We start from the raw sequence: 15,418 nt of genomic DNA, 5'->3' as shown, positions 1-15,418 counted from the left end.
TTCGAACCAGCGGGGAGAGCGATCACGCGATCGGTACCCTAGCTACTATGGGAGGGGCTCGTATTTCCGCACGGAAAGGCGAGCCTTTTTCTTTTTCGGTCCGGGAGGGAAGGAAGAAGAAAAATGAAGTTTACGCCTCGTTTGCTCAATGCCTGCGCGATCACCGCGCTTGCGCTCGCCACCCCCGCGATCACCACCCCCGCGACAGCGCAGAATTACGACGAACGCCCCGCGAAAATGGCGCCGCGCGATGTCGGCTACGACTATGTGCGCAAGGTCGTCGAGATCCCGATGCGCGACGGCGTGAAGTTGCACACCGTCATCGTCGTGCCCAAGGGCGCGAAGGACGCGGGCATCCTGATGACGCGCACGCCCTATGACGCCGACGGCCAGACCAAGGTCGACAGCGGCACCTATGCGGGGATCCTCCAGAACGGCGACGGCGCCGGCGACGTGATCGCCGCGGCGGGCTATATCCGCGTGATCCAGGACGTCCGCGGGATGCACGGGTCGGAGGGCATCTACATGATGAACCCGGCGCGCGCAGGCACGCCGCAGAACCCGACCAAGACCGACGATTCGACCGACACCTACGACACGATCGACTGGCTGGTGAAGCATGTCCCCGAGTCCAACGGCCGCGTCGGGATCAGCGGGATCAGCTATGACGGCTTCCTGCCACTGATGGCGCTGATCAACCCGCATCCGGCGTTGAAAGTGTCGGTGCCGATGAACCCGATGGTCGATGGCTGGCGCGGCGACGACTGGTTCCACAACGGTGCGTTCCGCCAGGGCATGATGCCGTATATCCTCGGGCAGGAGGCGACCAAGGACGCCGGCACGCCGTGGATCACCGACACCGCCGACGACTATGATTATTACCTCAAGGGCGGCTCGGCGGGCGCGATCGGCAAGGCGCAGGGGCTCGAACAGCTCGGCTTCTGGCGCAAGATCACGCAGCATCCCGCGTACGACTCGTTCTGGTCCACGCAGGCGATGGACACCGTGCTTGCCGGCCAGCCGCTGAAGGTGCCGACGCTGATCGTCGGCGGCTTGTGGGATCAGGAGGACATCTACGGCGCGCCCGCGGTCTACCGTGCGCTCGAGCCAAAGGACACCGCCAACGACATGGTCTATCTGTCGATGGGGCCCTGGTATCACGGGCAGGAGGTGCGCGACGGCAGCGCACTGGGTGCGATCAAATGGGATGCCGACACCGCCAAATGGTGGCGCTGGCACGTTCTGGCGCCGTTCCTCGCGCATTATCTGAAGAGCGATCAGCCGGCGATGGACGTCGCGCCGGTGACGATGTTCCAGTCGGGCCGCAACGAGTGGCAGAAGCTCGACAAGTGGCCGACCGCGCCGACCGCGGGCACGCCGCTCTACCTCAAGCCCGGCGGCGCCCTCGGCTTCACCGCGACCGGCGGTGCGGCGACGACTGCGGACTATATCTCGGATCCGGCGGCGCCCGTCAGCTACCGCGTGCGGCCGACGCTGCCGACCTATGCGAGCGGGTCGACGTGGAAACAGTGGCTGGTCGACGATCAGCGCGCGGTCTCAGGCCGCCCGGACGTGCTGACCTTCACCACCGATGCGCTGACCGCGCCGACGACGATCGCCGGTGTGCCGGAAGTGAACCTGACCGCGGCGACCAGCGGCACCGACAGCGACTGGGTGGTGAAGCTGATCGACGTGTATCCCGACGTCTACCCTGCCGAGAAGGCGATGGCCGGGTATCAATTGTCGGTTGCGATGGACATTTTCCGCGGGCGTTACCGCGAGGATCTGGCGGTCGCCAAGCCGATCGCCGCCAACGTGCCGCTCAAATACAAGTTCGCGCTGCCGACCACCAATCATGTGTTCCTGCCTGGACACAAGATCATGGTGCAGGTGCAGTCGAGCTGGTTCCCGCTCTACGATCGCAACCCGCAGACGTTCGTCCCGAACATCTTCTTCGCGCAACCCAAGGATTACGTGAAGGCAACGCAGAAGATCACCGTTTCGGGCGCGGACGAAAGCTATATCAGCTTGCCATTGGTGCGCTAAAGTCCTGCATCACCCCGGACGCGGTCCGGGGTGATGTAAGGAAAGAACCGTCTTGCATAGAATGGCCTTTGCTTGCGTAACTGGTTCTTAGGGGGCGGGGAGGCATAGACCTGTCGCACAACAGACCGGATCGCCGATGATACGCCTCCCCCTGATCGCGCCGAACCCGCCGCGGCTGAGCGAGCACCTCGATGCGTTGCGCCGGGTCGAGGCATCGGGGGTGTTTAGCAACAACGGCCCCGAGGTTCGCGCGTTCGAGGCCGGCGTCACCGATGCGCTGTTCGGCGGGCACGGTGCGTGTCTCGCGGTCGGCAACGCCACATTGGGGCTGATGCTCGCGATCCGGCATGCGTCGGGGATGCGGACGGGCGGACTGGACCCCAAGCAGGGCACGCTGGCGCTGATGCCCGCGCTCACCTTCGCCGCGACCGCGCAGGCGGCGGCGTGGGCGGGGCTGACACCGCTGGTCTGCGATATCGATCCTGACGACTGGGGTGCCTGCGCGCTGGAGGAGGAGCGGTTGCTCCAGCGCTATGGCGAGCGGATCGGCGTGGTCGTGCCCTATGCGACGTTCGGCAACGCGATCGACCTTGATCGCTACGTCCATTTCCAGCGGCGCTACGGCGTCGGCGTGGTCGTCGATGCGGCCTCGTCGCTCGGCACGCTCGACGAGGCGGGGCTGGGCTTCGGTGCGCGCGCGCCGTTCGCGGTGGTCCATTCGATGCACGCGACCAAGACGTTCGCGGTCGGCGAGGGCGGGCTGATTTACAGCGGCGACGTCGACCTGATTGCGACGCTGCGCTCGATGGGGAATTTCGGGTTCGAGGGCAGCCGCAACGCCACGCTGCCGGGGATCAATGCCAAGCTGCCGGAGATCACCGCGATCATCGCGCAGGCCAAGCTCGCGGAGATCGACGTGATCGCCGATCACCGCGCCGTGCTGGACGAGACCTACCGCGCGACGCTGCCCGATTTCCAGTTCCAGGCGGTGTCGGGTCGCCGTCGCGCGATGCAGTTCATGCCAGTGCTGCTTCCCGAGCATATCGCGCACCACCGCGACTCGATCGTCGAGAGCATCGAGGCGGACGGCGTCGGTTGTGGCCGGTATTTCAGCCCGCATCTCGGCGAACAGCCCTGGTTCCAGGCGACCGCGATGATCGAGCCGACTCCGGTAGCGGACAGGATAGCCGGACGGATGCTGTCGTTGCCGATCACCGACGCAATGTCGGTCGAGGATGCGCGGCGGGCGGCGACCGCGCTGGCCTCGGCATGCGCGGCGATTCTCCGGCCACGCGATCGCCGCGCGTCGATACGCGGCCCGGGTGGTGCCATCGCCTCGGTCGTCGTGATCGGCGGCGGTCCCGCGGGGACGGCGATGCTGACCTCGGCGACCAAGCGCGGCCTGCTGCCCGATCTCGCCGCATCGGGGCTGATGGTGATCGAGCGCGGCAACGCGATCGGCGGCGGGCGGCTCGGACGCTACGCGATCACCTCCGATTCGACCGCGCAGACCTTCCTGACCGCGGTGCGCGACAACGTGCATCCCGAACTCGCGCGGCTGGTCGATCATCCCGCCGGGCGTGCGGTCGCCGCGCACGAGGGTGCATTGGGCGTGCCGCTGACCGAGGTCGGGCCGCTGTTGCGCGCGACCGGCGACCGGCTGACCGATATCGTCCGGGATAATGGCGGCGTCGTGCTGACCGGGCACGAGGCGCTGGGGGCGAAACGTGTCGGCGACGGCTTGTGGAGCGTGCAGGTCCGCCGGCTGTCGGACGGGCATGTCTTCGACCAGCTCGCGCGCAACGTGGTGGTCGCGACCGGCGGGCACCAGCCGCTCGACCGGCTTGCGACGCAGCGCGTTGCCGGGGGCCGTCTTATCGACCTGGCGAGCGGACGCCTGCTCCAGTCGGACGACGTGCTGACCGTCGGCGGGTTCGAGAAGGTCGCCGATATCCTGACCGGCAAGCGCAACCCGAAGATCGCGGTGATCGGCGGCTCGACCAGCGCGCTGACGACGATCGCGCTGCTATTGAAAAGCCAGCCGGCGCTGCCGCTGGGGGCAGGGGCGGTCACGCTGCTGCACCGCCGGCCGCTGCGCCCCTTCTATCATTCGGTCGAGGCGGCGCAGGCCGAGGGGTTCACCGATTTCGGCCCCGACGATATCTGCCCGGTGTCGGGGTTCGTCTACCGGCTCGCCGGCTTCCGCCTCGAGGCGCGCGATCTGGTGCTGCGGATGCTCGGCATCGACGGTCGCGCGCCCGATCCGCGGGTGACACTGCACCGCATTTCGGGCGACGAAGACACGCGCGCACGGGCGGTGATCGAGGAGGCGGACCTGGTCGTTGCCGCGCTCGGCTATCGCCCGATCGGCATGCCGATCGCCGATCGCGACGGGACCCAGATACCGCTCGCGGCGCATGACGGGCAGCCGATGGTCGACCGCCATTGCCGGATCGTCGATGCCGATGGCGCGCCGATCCCCGGGCTGTACGGGCTGGGACTGGCGGCGGGTTTCGTACCCTGGGGTGCGCTTGGCGGCGAAAGCAGTTTTTCGGGGCAGGCCAATGGCTTGTGGCTCTGGCAGAACGATGTGGGCTTGATGATCATCGATCAGGTGATGGCGTCGAAGGCGCTGGCGGCCGCGTGACGCCGAGCGTTCGAAACGCCGACCCCGCCGTCAGCGTGGTCATGGCCGCGTATAATGGCGCCGGTCTGATCGAGGAGACGCTCGCCAGCCTCCAGGCGCAGATTTTCGGCGATTTCGAGGTGATCGTGGTCGACGACTGCTCGACCGACGACACGCGTGAGGTGGTGCGCGCCTGGCCCGATCCGCGCGTGCGACTGGTCGTGATGGCGAAGAACGGCGGCCCGGTGCTCGCGCGCAACCGCGGTTTCGCCGAGGCGCGCGGGCGCTACATCGCCGCGCTCGATCATGACGATATCTGCCGCCCCGATCGCTTCGCGCGGCAAGTGGCGTATCTCGACGCGCACCCCGACACCGTGCTGCTGGGCACCGCGGCCGAACTTTTGACCGCCGGCTTGGTCGGCCCTTCCAGCTATGCGCCGACCACCACGCCCGCGTTGGTCGCGTGGCTGACCTGCATCGAGAACCCGCTGGTCTGGTCGTCGACGATGATGCGGACCGAGGTGGCGCGGCGGCTCGATCCGGTGACGCGACCCGAGCTTCTGTATGCCGAGGATTTCGACCTGTATCAGCGGATCCAGCATTTCGGTGCGATCGCGCGGCTCGACGAGGCGCTGGTGCTGTACCGCGTCCATCCCGGCGGCGTCTCGAAGCGCTTCGTCGACACGATGGAGGCGGCCTCGGTCCGCGTCCTGACCGAACGCTATGCCCGGCTGTTCGACGATCGTGCGGAGCGGGTCGCGCGGCTGATCATGCTGCACAACATGGCCAAGCGCCCGGTCCCCGATCGTGCCGCGCTGGCGACGCTGGGCAGTGCGCTGAGCGTGATCCAGGCGGATTTCCTCGCGACGCACGACTGTTCCGCACACGACATCCGCCTGATCCGTTGGGAAACCGCGCGACGCTGGGGTGATATCGGCCGGGCGGGTCTGCGCGCGGGAACGGTGCGGTTGGCGGACGTGCTGGCGGTGCGGCCCGATCATCTCGGGCTGGGCTATGCCGGACTGGAGGCGCTGCTGTGGTCGGGCCTCATCGGCGGCGTCCGCCGCGCGCGCCGGCGGATGGAGCAAAGCCGGATGGCGCAGACTGCGGAGTAGGGAAATCACCGTCGCGTCGGAAATCTGAACGCCAGTCGCGGCGATTGCTCGTACGTAACCCCTAGCCTCAATCCGTCACCCCAGCGAAAGCTGGGGTAATTCACGTGTCAGGTGACGCCCGCCAAACCGGGATATCCCAGCTTTCGCTGGGATGACGATAATGAATCGAGATGACCGCTACAAGTTCAGACCTTCGCCGCGTAGATCATCCGGCCGGCACCGAGCCGGGCGAACACCTGGTCGAGATCGCGCTCGCCGACCGCGAAGCAGCCCTGGCTGCGACCGAGCATGCCGTGGGTCTCGATCATGTCCTTGTTCGCATACCAGGCCGAATGCACCACGATCGCACGGTCCAGCGCGTTGTCGTTGGTCGGATCGAGCCCGATCAGGCGCTGCGAGCGGCCATGCTTGCCGACGTAGTAGTCGTCAGTGACGAACGCGCCCTCGGACGAGGCGTTCGAGCCGAAGCGGTTCGAGAAGCGCTCCAGATACCCGGTATGCGCCGGATCCGAACCGCTGCCGTGCGCGACCAGCAACGACGTGCTGCGCCCGCTGGCGAGGTCAATGAAGTGGAAGCGCGGCTTTCCCGACGGCGCCGCGAAATCGGCGATCGCGATGCGGTCGTGATGCTGAATGCGGCTGCCGTGACGGCTGAGCGACGCCATCGCTTGGCGCAGCAGGTCGGGGCGAACCACCTTCGGCGACGTCACCGCAACCGTCGTGCGCGGCAATGGCGGCTGCGACATCGGCTTCAGGTCGCGCGCAGTCAGCGGGCGGCCGAGCCGTGTCGTCGCGGAGACGGCACCCGGTACCGCCAGAGCCCCCGCCAATACCAAACTATTCTTCAGAAGCGCGCGTCGTTCGCGCACAAGACCTTGCTCGTCGTGCATCGATTTTCCCGAAATTGCCCCGTTTCTTGAATATCCATATAGCGGATTTTCCGTGAATATTCTGCAACCATTTCCACCGGTTGTGGGTCTGTTCCCTCGAACTACCCCGGCTTGGGGTCGGTTCGTCGACTCATCTGCGCGGCGGCACGTTCCAGAGAATCGTGCGTTGGACGAAATATCGGGAATCGAAGGCGGCGGGACGATGAGCGGGATGGTGCGGTCAGTCATGGCAATCGGGTTGGCCTTCGCGCTGTTCGCGGGCGCCAAGCCCGCGCTGGCTGCGTCGGCGGTCGCACTGGCAGCAACGCCGATCGAGCAGGCCGCGACCGCGCTCTCGCCCAACCAGTTCGTCTGGAAGGACAATGGGTCGAGCGAGCCCGTCAGCATCGTCATCAGTCTGCTGGAGCAGCGTGCGTTCGTCTATCGTGGCTCGACGATGATTGCGGCGACGACCATCTCCAGCGGCAAGGACGGCAAGGACACGCCGCTCGGCACCTATCCGATCCTGCAGAAGAACGCGGTCCACAAATCGAATCTGTATAACGATGCGTCGATGCCGTTCATGCAGCGGCTGACCTGGGACGGCATCGCGATCCACGCCGGCCGGAACCCGGGCTTCCCCGATTCGCACGGCTGCATCCGCGTGCCGCTCGGCTTCGCCAAGCAGTTGTTCGGGGTCACGACGCTGGGGACGGCCGTGACGGTGATGGACGATTTCGAGGGCGGCGTTATGCCGGAGCCGCCGGTCCCGGATCAGGAAACCGCGATCGCCAATTTGCGCCAGTCTGTTTCGCTGAGCCAGTGAACGACCCCACCCCGTCATCCTGACGAAAGTCAGGATCCAGAGTAACAGGCCTCGACGCTAATGGCTCTGGGTCCTGACGTTCGTCAGGATGACGAATGCTGGGCGATCGGGAGCCCCAGCTCGACCAACCGCGCACGAAAATCCGCAGCGTCCGTGAACAGCACCGATTCGATCCCGAGCGCTCGCGCCGCCGCAACGTTCGCCGCATTGTCGTCGACGAACACAGCGTCTTCCGCCGCCAGCCCGAATCGCTTCAGCGCCAGCCGATAGATCGCCGGATCCGGCTTCACCATCTTCTCCTCGCCCGACACGACCACGTCGCGGAACCGGTCGAACAGCGCTGCTTCGCGCGCGCGGAAGGGTGGCCAGAACTCGTGGCTGAAGTTCGTGATCGCGAACAGCGGGACGCCGGCCGAATCGAGCTCCTCGACGATCTCGTGCATGCCCGCGATTCGCGCACCGATGCTCTCGCTGAATCGCGGCCCCCAGGCGGCGATCAGGTCGGCATGCTGCGGATGCAACGCGGCCAGCTCCGCCGAGGTGTCGGCGAAGTCGCGACCAGCGTCGTGCTGGAAATGCCAGTCGATCGTCACGACATCGCGCAGGAACGCGTCGAGCGCCCGATCGTCGTCGATCAGGCGCTCGTACAGGATCCGCGGATCCCAGTCGTAAAGGACGCGACCGACGTCGAAAATGACGGCGGTCTTCAGGAGGTTAGCCCTGGCGTGCCTTGAAGCGACGGTTGGTCTTGTTGATGACGTAGGTACGGCCACGACGACGGATCACGCGGTTATCGCGGTGACGATCCTTGAGCGACTTCAGGGAATTGCGGATCTTCATGATCGATTCGCTTCTTTTCAAATCTAGGTGTGCGGAAAGACGGGATCGCCTAATGGCGGGGTGTGTCCAAGTCAAGCAACGGACACGCTCCTACCAGCAGAGGGCCTCCCATCCGGGAACCCACTCGGCTGGTCGGAGCGTTACTATAGCGCAACATTCTAAGGAAGTCCCGATGGCGGTACGTTCGATCCTGGTCCTGGCGCTGGCAGGCGCATCCCTCACCGCGTGCGCGACCGGCCCGTCGCTGCCCCCGACCGAGGTGCTGCGCTATCATCTCGGCGAACCGATCGACCGCGGGACGATCGCCGTGCAACCGCTCACTGGCGGCGGCCCCGCCAGCCTTGAGTTCAAGACCTACGCCGCCGCCGTGCAGGGCGAGTTGTTGAAGGTGGGGTATAGCGTGCCGACGCCGGGCGCTAAGCCGCCACTGGTCGCGACCGTGGGCTTCACCCGCACCACGCAGGCTGGCCCACCCAAGCGCTCGCCGATCAGCATCGGTCTGGGCGGCGGCGGCTTCAGCGGCGGTCGTGGCGGTGGCGGCGTCGGTCTTGGCGGCGGGGTCGGCTTCCCGATCGGTGGCGGCGGGAGCACCGCGATCCTCGTGTCCGAACTGTCGGTGACGATCAAGCGCACCGCCGACCAGTCGCCCGTCTGGGAAGGTCGCGCGCAGTCGTTCGCCGACGCCCGCAAGGAGGACGCACGCACCGATATCCAGGCCGCGAAGCTGGCGCGCGCCTTGTTCATGGGGTTCCCCGGCGAGTCCGGTCGCACTATTCAGGTGAAATGAACGACCAGCCTATGAGTCCCGCCGCTACTCCCGTTACCATCAACGCAGCCTTCGATGGCGGCAACATCCGTGTTGTCGCCATCGACGGGGACCGAATCGACCTGGAGATCGTCACGGATCACCAGTCCGACTTCTTCCAGTGGTTCTATTTCCGCGTGGCGGGCGCGGCAGGCCGGACGCTGACCTATCGTATCCTCAACGCGGGCAAGTCGGCCTATCCGTTCGGCTGGCCGGGCTACAAGACCCGCGCCAGCACCGATCGCCAGGCATGGCGGATGATCGAGACGCGCTATGCGGACGGCGTGCTCGAATTCGATTTCACCGCCGATACCGATCTCGCCTGGTTCGCCTATTTCGCGCCGTACACGATGGAAATGCACGAGGCGCTGGTGGCCCGTACCGCGCTGTTGCCGGGCGTCGCGCACCGCGAACTCGGCCAGTCGCTCGACGGTCAGGCGATCGACTGCTTCACGATCGGCAACGGCCCGAAGCAGGTCTGGATCTACGGGCGCCAGCATCCCGGCGAATCGATGACCGAATGGTGGATGGAAGGCGCGCTGGAGCGGCTCACCGATTCGGCCGACCCGATCACCGCCGATCTGCTCGCGAAGGCGACCTTCAACATCGTCCCCAATATGAACCCCGACGGCACGCGCCGCGGTCATCTGCGCACCAACGCGGTGGGGGTGAATCTCAACCGCGAATGGCACACGCCCAGCACTGAGAAGAGCCCCGAAGTCCTGTGCGTGCGTAACGCGATGGACCAGACCGGCGTCGACGTCGCGATGGACATCCACGGCGACGAGGCAATCCCTGCAAACTTCATCGCAGGTTTCGAAGGCATCCCGTCCTGGACCGACGCGCATGGCGACAAATTCTACGAATACGGCCGGCGGCTCGCCGCGCACACGCCCGATTTCCAGACCGAAAAGGGCTATCCCAAGTCCGCGGCTGGCACCGCGAACCTGTCGATGTCGACCAATCAGCTCGCCGAGCGCTTCGGCGCGGTGTCGATGACCTTGGAAATGCCGTTCAAAGATCACGATGCCAACGCTGATCCCGAATTCGGCTGGTCGCCCCAGCGCTCGAAACAGCTTGCGCATGCGATGCTGGAGACGCTCGCCGACATGATCGACGAAATCTGACTGCCCGCATCGCCCTCGATCTACCGTCATCCTGACGAAAGTCAGGACCCAGGGTGACAGGGCGCCGTCCTTCTTGGCTCTGGATCCTGACTTTCGTCAGGATGACGGATAGAGGGGCATCGCGTTTTTCGTTTCAGTCCCGCCATCGCAGGAGCCCGCATGCCGACCCTAGTCCTGATCCGCCACGGCCAGTCCACCTGGAACCTCGAGAACCGCTTCACCGGCTGGTGGGACGTCGACATGACCGCCAAGGGCGAGGCCGAGGCCAAGGCCGCAGGCGAACTGATGGCCGCCAAGGGCCTCGACTTCGACCAGACCTTCGTCAGCCTCCAGACGCGGGCGATCAAGACGCTCAACATCGCACTGGAGGCGATGGGCCGGCTCTGGCTCCCGGTCGAGAAGGACTGGCGCCTGAACGAACGGCATTATGGCGGCCTCACCGGGCTCGACAAGGCGGAGACCGCGGCCAAGCACGGCGATGCGCAGGTCCACACCTGGCGCCGCAGCTTCGACGTCCCGCCCCCCGTGCTGGAGGACGGCAGCGCCTTCGACCTGTCGAAGGACCGCCGCTACGACGGCATCGCGATCCCCAAGACCGAGAGCCTCAAGGACACCATCGCTCGCGTCCTCCCCTACTGGGACGAGCGCATCGCCCCCGCGCTGAAGGACGGCCAGCGCATCCTGATATCCGCGCACGGCAACTCGCTCCGCGCGCTGGTCAAGCACCTCTCCAACATCCCCGACGACGAGATCACCAGCCTCGAGATCCCGACCGGCCAGCCGATCGTCTACGAACTTGATTCGGACCTGAACGCCACTGACCGGTATTACCTGAGCGAGCGCTGATACCTACACCCCCCGTCATCCTGACGAAAGTCAGGATGCAGAGCCAAGGGCGGCGGCATTCGTGGCTCTGGATCCTGGGTCGAGCCCAGGATGACGGAGGAGGGGCGGAAGTCGGGCGACGGTTGCCCTAACCCCCGCCCATCGCTAGGCACGGCGCTCCTTTGATCCGGGGACGGAAATGGCTCTAGTCGGCATCATCATGGGCAGCACTTCCGATTGGGAGACGATGCGCCACGCCGCCGAGACGCTCGACGCGCTCGACGTCGCTTACGAGACCAAGGTCGTCTCCGCCCACCGCACCCCGCAACGCCTCTACGACTATGCGACCACCGCCGCCGATCGCGGCCTGAAGGTGGTGATCGCAGGCGCCGGCGGCGCGGCGCATCTCCCCGGTATGGCCGCCTCGATGACGCATCTCCCGGTGCTCGGCGTGCCCGTCGAATCGAAGGCGCTGAAGGGGATGGATAGCCTGCTCTCGATCGTCCAGATGCCCGGCGGTATCCCCGTCGGCACGCTCGCGATCGGCAAGCCCGGCGCGATCAACGCGGGGCTGCTCGCCGCGGCGATCCTCGCGACGTCCGACGATGCGCTGGCCGAACGCCTCAAAGCCTGGCGCGCCGCACAAACCGACGCCGTCGCCACCGACCCCGCCTGAAGACGATAGCCTGAAAGACGCTGACATGACGCCGCTTCCTCCCGGATCGACCATCGGCATCCTCGGCGGCGGCCAGCTCGGCCGCATGCTCGCCACCGCCGCGGCGCAGCTCGGCCATCACACGCACGTGCTCGCGCCCGACCAGGAGAGCGTCGCCGCGCAGTCCGCCTCGACGATGACGCGCGCCGACTATCACAACCGCATCGTGCTCGCCGACTTTGCCGATGCCTGCGACGTCGTGACCTACGAGTTCGAAAACATCGACGTCGAGCCGGTCGAATGGCTCGCCGACCGCGTCCCCGTCCACCCGAGCCCGCGCGCGCTCCGCGTCGCTCAGGAGCGGATCGGCGAGAAACGCTTCGTGGAGAGCGTCGGCGGCCGCCCGGCGCCTTGGGCCGCAGTCGACAGCCTCGAAAGCTTGCAGGCAGGCCTGAAGGCGATCGGCACGCCCGCCATCCTCAAGACCGCCCGGTTCGGCTATGACGGCAAAGGCCAGGTCAAGATCGACGCTCCGGATGGCGCGCAGGCCGCCTGGAACACGATCGGCGGCCCCGCGGTCCTCGAAGCGTTCGTTCCCTTCGACCATGAATTCTCGATCCTGATCGCGCGGGGCCACGACGGGCGCACGGCACGATATGATTCGCCGCTCAACGTCCACCGGGATGCGATCCTCCGCCACTCGACCGTCCCCGCACCCGCTCCCGTGCTGGCTCAGGCCGACGAGGCCGCCGCGCTCGCCGAACGGATCGCAGCCGAACTCGACTATGTCGGCGTGCTGGCCTGCGAGTTCTTCGTCGGCGCCGACGGCCCGGTCTTCAACGAGATGGCACCGCGCGTGCACAATTCCGGCCATTGGACGATCGAAGGCGCCGAATGCTCGCAATTCGAAAACCACATTCGCGCGATTTGTGGCCTGCCGCTGGGCGCAACGACGCTGACCGGGCGTGAAGCGACGATGGAAAACCTGATCGGCAACGACGCGAACCGTTGGGCGGAGTTGCTCGCCGAACCAGGCGCGCACCTCCACCTCTATGGTAAGGGCACAGCGCGTCCGGGCCGAAAGATGGGCCACGTCACGCGCGTGATCCGCTAACGCTTCCACGACGGACTCGCAGTGCGTTTCGGATGATTTATGGGAAGAGCAGCTAGCTTCATGCTGTGATGCCCCGTGCAGCCGCTTGGGGCGGATGCACGCCATATTGCGATATTATGCATCAGAGCCACGCACTGAACGTTTTGCCGCTCACCGTTCCAGCAGCGACGGTCTAAGACTATCGGTAAGAGATGCGTATTAGCAGCCGACCCGTCCGATGCCTCACACCATAGCCAGTCATGCTGGGAATGAGGGATCCCGAAGGGCAAACCGATTTGGCATAGTTTGGCGGAGACGGAGGGATTCGAACCCTCGGTACCAGTAAACCCGGTACGGCGGTTTAGCAAACCGCTGGTTTCAGCCACTCACCCACGTCTCCGGCTGCAGCAGATGCGGGGCTATAGCGAGGGTCGGCGTATGGAGCAACGGTAGTAATAAGGTGTCGTGTGAATTCCCCTCTGCTCGTTGGGGCGGCGCGGTGGGCGTGGTTCACAAACCCGTCGTTCATCCCGAATTCGCCCGAATTCGACACGCGCATCCCGTTCGTTCATTGCGCCGCAAGACAGACGTTGGTTAATCCACCGACGGCAGGTATTTGGGGATCGATCGACATGCGCAGCTTCTGGCTTGGCTTGGGTGCCTTTGCGGCAGCCCTTTGCGGCGGCACCGTATCGGCGCAGGTCCGCACGATCGATCCCAATCAGGCGATCGACGGTGATCTCGCCCCGCAAGCGTATTCGTCCCCGGCGCGCGGGCAGGCGACGACCCAGCCATCGCGGCCCGCCTACCCCGAAACCCCGGTTCAAGCAGAGCCCGTGCCCGCGCCGCTGCCCCCTGCAAATGCGCAGGCACCGGAAACGCGCGCCGAAGCTACGATGCAGGCGGCCGATACCTATGAGCGCGATGACTTGCTGGCTGCGGGCGAAGGCGTTTTCGGCAAGGGGGCGGCCGGACTTGGCGGGTTGCTCGAAAATATCCTGAAGGACCAAGGGCAGCCCAATGCGTATATTGCGGGCCGCGAAGCCTCGGGGGCGTTCATTCTCGGCGTGCGCTACGGCTCGGGCATCATGAGCCACAAGGTCGAGGGCCAGCAGCCGGTGTACTGGACCGGGCCATCGGTTGGGTTCGACGTTGGCGGCGACGCGAACAAGGTCTTTGTGCTGGTCTACAATCTTTATGACACGGAAGAACTCTTCAAGCGGTTTCCCGCTGTGGAGGGGCGCCTCTACCTCGTTGGGGGGTTTGCCGCGACCTATCTTCGGCGCGGCAACGTCGTGCTGATCCCGATCCGCCTCGGTGTCGGCTGGCGCGCAGGTGTGAACGTCGGATACATGAATCTTACGCACAAAAGCCGCTGGCTGCCGTTCTGATCCTGTTGTGCACGTGAGTTCGTGCGGACCATGAAAGACTTGGCGGCCGAGATTAGCGGCTGCCGATTTGTCTTTAGCGCGCAGTCGATAGAAACGATTTGCGGGTGAATCGCACCCAAAGGGACCGGGTCGCGGAGCAAGGATCGGCGTCTGTCTCTCTGGCGAAACCGACCTATTCGGCCGCGTGAATCCGATCCCAACCGCGTTGGAAAACGGTGCCCCACAAAGGCCGAAGCTGCGCACTCAAATCCGTAGAAAATTCGTATCGGTCGCCACTGACGACAAGATGTCGGCACCGGTGGCGTGACCTTACATAATTCTCGCGTTGGTGCCCTCGCATTCCATCTCTCGCGTCGCGCAATGCCTCTAGTTCGGCCAACCTCACCGGTTCGTCGGCGGCGAGCGCTTCTTCGAGATAGAGACCATACGGGATATTGCGCACCACCTCTTGCGCTTCCCCACCGTATTCCGCAGCGATAACAGCGAACGCGTCGACCAACTCGCGAAGGAAGCCTTCGTCTAGCTCGTCAAGCTGGACCCCGATTATCTCCGAGGCCTCGACGGCAGTATCAAGGTTCAACTCTTCCTCGCCGGTCAGCTCGAGAAACACGACGTACTCCGTTGAGAAGCAAAAAACAGCATTACAAGAAGCAATGCTTCGGTGGAATGAAATGGTAGAACAAGCGCCTGCCGCAGACGTGTCATATTAGAAAATTAGCGGTCACTAAGAATTTTCTAGAGCGGATGAATCCAGTAGCCTGAGGCAGCGCAATTTATCGAAACTTCTGCCAAAGAAACTTCTGCCAAAAGAGCCGAATTTGTCGTCTGTATTGCGAACATGCTGTCGAGATCGGCAAAGTCGTCAATGGCGCGTGCCAGCGTGGAGCGTAGATGGGCCTCGCAGAGGGCGGTGGGGCCGGTTCAGGAAAGCCAGGACGAAGGGCTTGGGATTGGAAATATTGAGTTGAGGCGCTGACGTGCCGTGCTTTTTCCGGAGTCGTTTCGCCGCAGGAAAATGCCGCGCGCTCGTAAATCTATGAGCGGTCGCATGGGCCCCCCCCAACGGGGGGACCCTGGTGCCCGGAAGAGGACCGTAGCAGGGCTGGTGCTTAGGGTCGTCGGTCGACTTTTCCCCGTCCTCTGCGGGCGGTTCGAGTCCCGGAAGAGGACCCACGTCGGTCGAGTGCATTTGAGCGGGCG

14 protein-coding genes and 1 tRNA gene are annotated in these 15,418 nt (G+C 65.2%); 10 read left to right on the top strand and 5 right to left on the bottom strand.

Going from position 1 to position 15,418, the window contains the following annotated elements:
- The first annotated feature begins 123 nt into the window (after nucleotides 1-123).
- The 3 genes from SPHN_RS13370 to SPHN_RS13360 all read left to right on the top strand — a co-directional run bounded on the left by SPHN_RS13370 (nucleotide 124) and on the right by SPHN_RS13360 (nucleotide 5,787).
- Nucleotides 124-2,046, top strand: a complete 1,923-nt coding sequence (locus tag SPHN_RS13370) for a CocE/NonD family hydrolase (protein ID WP_248524073.1) — start codon at nucleotides 124-126, stop codon at nucleotides 2,044-2,046.
- Nucleotides 2,047-2,182: 136 nt separating this feature from the next.
- A complete protein-coding gene (locus SPHN_RS13365; protein ID WP_248524070.1) occupies nucleotides 2,183-4,693 on the top strand; it encodes a DegT/DnrJ/EryC1/StrS family aminotransferase in 2,511 nt (836 codons plus the stop codon).
- Entirely contained in the window at nucleotides 4,690-5,787 is a 1,098-nt protein-coding gene (locus tag SPHN_RS13360; protein ID WP_248524068.1) for a glycosyltransferase family 2 protein, read from the top strand. Before SPHN_RS13365 ends, SPHN_RS13360 begins: the two co-directional genes overlap by 4 nt.
- Before the next feature lie 185 nt (nucleotides 5,788-5,972).
- Here the strand turns inward: SPHN_RS13360 and SPHN_RS13355 are convergent, their stop codons facing one another.
- Nucleotides 5,973-6,677 (bottom strand): murein L,D-transpeptidase catalytic domain family protein, encoded by a 705-nt coding sequence (locus SPHN_RS13355; protein WP_248524066.1) that lies wholly within the window; start codon nucleotides 6,675-6,677, stop codon nucleotides 5,973-5,975.
- A 202-nt stretch (nucleotides 6,678-6,879) separates the two neighbouring features.
- On the opposite strand from SPHN_RS13355, the gene SPHN_RS13350 reads away from it, so the two are divergent.
- Nucleotides 6,880-7,482, top strand: coding sequence for a L,D-transpeptidase family protein (locus SPHN_RS13350; protein ID WP_349238507.1), 603 nt, complete (start codon nucleotides 6,880-6,882; stop codon nucleotides 7,480-7,482).
- 83 nt (nucleotides 7,483-7,565) lie between these two features.
- Here the strand turns inward: SPHN_RS13350 and SPHN_RS13345 are convergent, their stop codons facing one another.
- Nucleotides 7,566-8,192, bottom strand: a complete 627-nt coding sequence (locus SPHN_RS13345; protein WP_248524377.1) for an HAD-IA family hydrolase — start codon at nucleotides 8,190-8,192, stop codon at nucleotides 7,566-7,568.
- 4 nt (nucleotides 8,193-8,196) lie between these two features.
- Nucleotides 8,197-8,322 carry a type B 50S ribosomal protein L36 gene (ykgO, locus tag SPHN_RS13340; RefSeq protein WP_003046794.1) on the bottom strand — a complete coding sequence of 42 codons (126 nt, stop codon included), beginning with the start codon at nucleotides 8,320-8,322 and terminating at the stop codon, nucleotides 8,197-8,199.
- Between the two features lie 172 nt (nucleotides 8,323-8,494).
- Here ykgO and SPHN_RS13335 point away from each other — a divergent pair, with 172 nt between their 5' ends.
- The 5 genes from SPHN_RS13335 (at nucleotide 8,495) to SPHN_RS13315 (ending at nucleotide 12,848) form a co-directional block, all read left to right on the top strand.
- Nucleotides 8,495-9,109: a DUF4136 domain-containing protein gene (locus SPHN_RS13335; RefSeq protein WP_248524062.1), complete on the top strand. Its 615-nt coding sequence runs from the start codon at nucleotides 8,495-8,497 to the stop codon at nucleotides 9,107-9,109.
- 11 nt (nucleotides 9,110-9,120) lie between these two features.
- Nucleotides 9,121-10,254, top strand: coding sequence for a M14 family metallopeptidase (locus SPHN_RS13330; protein WP_248524060.1), 1,134 nt, complete (start codon nucleotides 9,121-9,123; stop codon nucleotides 10,252-10,254).
- Between the two features lie 159 nt (nucleotides 10,255-10,413).
- Nucleotides 10,414-11,100, top strand: coding sequence for a 2,3-diphosphoglycerate-dependent phosphoglycerate mutase (gene gpmA / locus SPHN_RS13325; protein ID WP_248524058.1), 687 nt, complete (start codon nucleotides 10,414-10,416; stop codon nucleotides 11,098-11,100).
- 178 nt (nucleotides 11,101-11,278) lie between these two features.
- Entirely contained in the window at nucleotides 11,279-11,755 is a 477-nt protein-coding gene (purE, locus tag SPHN_RS13320) for a 5-(carboxyamino)imidazole ribonucleotide mutase (protein WP_248524056.1), read from the top strand.
- Nucleotides 11,756-11,780: 25 nt separating this feature from the next.
- The gene (locus tag SPHN_RS13315) at nucleotides 11,781-12,848 is read left to right on the top strand and encodes a 5-(carboxyamino)imidazole ribonucleotide synthase (protein ID WP_248524054.1); all 1,068 of its coding nucleotides are present in this window, start codon (nucleotides 11,781-11,783) and stop codon (nucleotides 12,846-12,848) included.
- A 286-nt stretch (nucleotides 12,849-13,134) separates the two neighbouring features.
- Here the strand turns inward: SPHN_RS13315 and SPHN_RS13310 are convergent.
- Nucleotides 13,135-13,227 (bottom strand) — tRNA-Ser (locus SPHN_RS13310).
- 232 nt (nucleotides 13,228-13,459) lie between these two features.
- Between SPHN_RS13310 and SPHN_RS13305 the strand changes: the two genes are divergently transcribed.
- Entirely contained in the window at nucleotides 13,460-14,218 is a 759-nt protein-coding gene (locus SPHN_RS13305) for a DUF1134 domain-containing protein (protein ID WP_248524052.1), read from the top strand.
- 172 nt (nucleotides 14,219-14,390) lie between these two features.
- Here the strand turns inward: SPHN_RS13305 and SPHN_RS13300 are convergent, their stop codons facing one another.
- Nucleotides 14,391-14,828: a hypothetical protein gene (locus SPHN_RS13300; protein ID WP_248524050.1), complete on the bottom strand. Its 438-nt coding sequence runs from the start codon at nucleotides 14,826-14,828 to the stop codon at nucleotides 14,391-14,393.
- Nucleotides 14,829-15,418: the final 590 nt, after the last annotated feature.

It is taken from the genome of Sphingomonas faeni (genome assembly GCF_023195535.1).
Lineage (GTDB): Bacteria > Pseudomonadota > Alphaproteobacteria > Sphingomonadales > Sphingomonadaceae > Sphingomonas > Sphingomonas faeni_B.
Note: the sequence above shows the minus strand (reverse complement) of the source record. Positions and strands in the feature narration are given on the sequence as shown.